Origin of the sequence: Mesorhizobium sp. M7A.F.Ca.US.006.04.2.1, from assembly GCF_004022915.1 — a bacterium.
Taxonomy (GTDB): Bacteria; Pseudomonadota; Alphaproteobacteria; order Rhizobiales; family Rhizobiaceae; genus Mesorhizobium; species Mesorhizobium ciceri.
In genome coordinates this window covers 1-3,516 of sequence record NZ_RZQA01000697.1, presented here as the reverse complement: position 1 = coordinate 3,516, position 3,516 = coordinate 1, and the positions used below count along the sequence as shown (strand labels likewise).

Below are 3,516 nucleotides of genomic sequence, written 5' to 3'. Positions count from 1 at the left end.
TTCATGGCCGATCCTCGACGCCTTCCGGGACGCGGCCGAGGAACTCGGCATTCCGCGCACCGAAGACTTCAACACCGGCACCAATGAAGGCTCGGGCTATTTCGAGGTCAACCAGAGGAAGGGCGTCCGCTGGAACACATCGAAGGCGTTTTTGCGCGGTATAGCGGGGCGCAAGAACCTGCGCGTAGTGCTCGGCGCGGAAACCGAACGGCTCGAATTCGACGGCCGGCGCGTCACCGGACTGGTTTTCCGCCAAGGCGGCCGCCTGCATCAGGTCCGCGCCGGACAGACGATCCTTGCGGCCGGCGCCATCAACTCGCCCAAGCTGCTCGAACTGTCGGGGGTGGGTCGCCCCGACCTGCTCTCGGGCATCGGCGTGGATGTTCGTCATGCTTTGCCGGGCGTCGGAGAAAACCTGCAGGACCATCTGCAGATCCGCACCGTCTTCAAGGTCGCCAACACTGCCACGCTCAACCAGCGTTACCACAATCTGGTCAGCCGTGCGTCGATGGGGCTGGAGTACGCGCTCAAGCGCAGCGGGCCGCTGTCGATGGCGCCAAGCCAGCTCGGCATCTTCGCCAGGAGCGATCCGCGCCTCGCAACGCCCGATCTGGAATATCATGTGCAACCGCTGAGCACCGACCGTCTGGGCGAGCCGCTGCATCGCTTTCCCGCGGTCACCGTCTCGGTCTGCAATCTGCGTCCGGAAAGCCGGGGCAGCGTGCACATGGCTTCGTCCGACGCGCGGGAGGCGGCGAGGATCCGGCCGAACTATCTTTCCACCGAGGGAGACCGCAGCGTGGCCGTCGCGTCGTTGCGCCATGTCCGCAGTTTGATGAAGGCTCGGGCGGTGGCGCGCTTTGCGCCGGAAGAGATGCTGCCCGGCACGCAGTATGACAGCGATGAAGAGCTCATCCGCAAGGCCGGCGATATCGGCACGACGATCTTCCACCCCGTCGGCACCTGCAAGATGGGTTCGGATACGATGGCGGTGGTCGACGACGGCCTGCGTGTTCACGGGCTTGCCGGGCTGCGCGTGGTCGATGCCTCGATCATGCCGACAATCGTCTCGGGCAACACCAACTCGCCGGTCGTCATGATCGCGGAGAAGGCAGCCGAGATGATCCTGCAAGAGGCCCGCTGACCGCCATCGGCTTCAAGCCGTGGCAACACCGCGCGATCGCCGCTTCTCGGCCGCCGCGAGCAGATCGACGAAGGTGCGCACCTTGGCGGGCCGGAACCGGGCCGGCGGAAAGACTGCGTGGATGCCGCCTGACGGCAGGCTCCAGTCGGCAAATACCGGCACCAGCCGCCCCTCGGCGATATCGTCGCTGACGCTGTAGTCCGGAAAGACGCCCAGCCCGATGCCGACGAGCACGCAAGCACGGGCGGCGGGGCTCTTGTCGCACATGAGGACCGGATTGAGCTCGGTCAGCACCGTTTCGCCATCCCTGGAAAACAGCCATTGGCCGATGCCGCGCAACTGGGTGTTGCCGACCCAGGCCAGCGATCTTGCCTGGCGCGGCGTCAGGTCCGGCGGCAGGCTCGCCGCGAAGCCAGGGCTCGCCACCACGATTTGCCGGATCGTCCCCAGCCGCCGCGCCTGGTTCGAGGAATCGGTGAGCCAGCCGACGCGGATGCCGAGATCGATCTGCTCGTCCACCAGATTGCTGACGGCGTCGTCGAAGATCGCCTCGACGCGCATCTGCGGATAGGTTCTGAGATAGGCCGCCATGACCGGAGCCACCATCTTGGTGCCGTAGTCGAGCGGCGCCGTCAGCCTCAGCGTTCCGCTCGGTTCGACGGCCCCGCGCGAGATTTCGCCATAGGCGGCCTCCGCTTCCCGCAGGATGATCATCGCGCGGTCATAGAAGAGGCGCCCCTCTTCGGTCGGCGTGACACGCCGGGTCGTGCGCTGCAGCAGCGTTGCGCCCAGTTCCTCTTCGAGCTTGCCGATCTGATGGCTGACCACGGCCTTGGCGACGCCAAGCCGGTTGGCTGCGGCCGTGAACGAGCCGGTTTCCATCACCGTGGTGAAGTAGGCGAGCCGATTGAGGTTCAGAAGTTCGGCCAAGCTGGCTGCCATTTGTACGATCAGATCATACAGTTTGTATTATTGGGTGCCATTTATCGCAAGACCCCCACCTGCCACATATCAGCCAACGGCATTCGATCAAGCCGGCAGCCGGATCATGGGTAGCAGCGATTATGAACAATTCAGAAGTGACCTATCTTTTCGATCCGCTGTGCGGCTGGTGCTATGGTGCCACCCGGATGCTCGGCCGGTTGTCGGCCGCCGGCGTGCGCGTCGAGCTGCTGCCGACCGGCCTGTTTTCCGGCGCCGGCGCGCGTCCGATGGATGAAGGTTTTGCGGCGCACGCCTGGGCGAACGACCAGCGCATCGAGCGCCTGACCGGACAATCGTTCACGCCGGCCTACCGGCACAATGTCCTCAATGTCCGTGGCACCCTGCTCGACTCACATGCCGCCACACTCGGCATCACTGCCGTTGGCCTGGAGGACCCTAGCCGCCGGTTTGCGGCGCTGAAGACGATCCAGCATGCGCGCTATGTAGAAGGACGCGATGTCGTGACGATCGGCGGTGTGGCCGAGGTGCTCGCCGCCGACGGCATGGCGGACGCCGCCGAAATGCTCAAGGCGCCGACCGAAACATTGCTGGCGGCTCACCGCGATCAGGTTGGCCGTGGCCGTGCGCTGTTCCAGCGCCTGCATGCCGATGGCGTGCCTTCGCTCGCGGTCATCCGCAACGATGCGCCCCGGCTCATCGGTTCGAACGCGCTGTTCGGCAGCTTCGACAATCTCGTCGCCCACATCGCGGCGGCGTGACCCCATCCTCCAGACCCCCAAGCATAAGGAAACAGACATGGCAAAAGTCGCTCTCATTGGTGCATCGGGCGCTGTCGGTTCGCGCCTTCTCAGGGAACTCTCCGATGGCGGCCATATCGTCACGGGCATCGCGCGCAACCCGGAAAAGATTGTCGCGCTTCCGGGCGTGACGGCCAGGAAGGGCGATGTCTTCGACACAGAAGGTCTCGCGGACCTGATCCGCGGCCATGACGCTGTGATCAGCTCTGTGCATTTCCTGGACAGCGATACCGATGCGCTGATCGAGGCGGTGCGCGCCTCCGGCGTGAAGCGCTATCTCGTCGTCGGCGGCGCCGGCAGTCTCGAAGTCGCGCCCGGCAAGCGGCTGGTCGATAGCCCCAACTTCCCGGCGATCTACAAGGCAGAAGCGCAGAAGGGCGCCGACTTCCTGGACAGATTGAAGACGGTCGAGGACCTCGATTGGACGTTCCTGTCGCCATCCGCCATGTTCGTGCCTGGCGAGCGCACCGGCAAATTCCGCCTCGGCAAGGACACGCTTCTCGCCTCCGACAAGGGCAGCAGCATTTCCTTCGAGGACTACGCGATCGTCATGGTCGACGAGATCGAGAAGCCGGCCCATATCAGGCAGCGCTTCACCGTCGGCTATTGAGCGAACGGATGGTGGCGGCC

4 protein-coding genes are annotated in these 3,516 nt (G+C 64.8%); 3 read left to right on the top strand and 1 reads right to left on the bottom strand.

All coding sequences use genetic code 11. From position 1 onward, the window contains the following. On the top strand, window positions 1-1,144 hold a 1,144-nt coding region (locus tag EN925_RS28275), incomplete at its 5' end, for a GMC family oxidoreductase (protein WP_164894439.1). Between the two features lie 12 nt (window positions 1,145-1,156). Here EN925_RS28275 and EN925_RS28270 read toward each other — a convergent pair. After that, window positions 1,157-2,074 carry a LysR family transcriptional regulator gene (locus EN925_RS28270; protein ID WP_128337087.1) on the bottom strand — a complete coding sequence of 306 codons (918 nt, stop codon included), beginning with the start codon at window positions 2,072-2,074 and terminating at the stop codon, window positions 1,157-1,159. A 134-nt stretch (window positions 2,075-2,208) separates the two neighbouring features. On the opposite strand from EN925_RS28270, the gene EN925_RS28265 reads away from it, so the two are divergent. Together EN925_RS28265 and EN925_RS28260 are read left to right on the top strand one after the other, a co-directional pair. Further along, window positions 2,209-2,847, top strand: coding sequence for a DsbA family protein (locus tag EN925_RS28265; protein ID WP_127369775.1), 639 nt, complete (start codon window positions 2,209-2,211; stop codon window positions 2,845-2,847). 37 nt (window positions 2,848-2,884) lie between these two features. After that, window positions 2,885-3,496, top strand: a complete 612-nt coding sequence (locus EN925_RS28260; protein ID WP_127385637.1) for an NAD(P)-dependent oxidoreductase — start codon at window positions 2,885-2,887, stop codon at window positions 3,494-3,496. Window positions 3,497-3,516 lie beyond the last annotated feature (20 nt).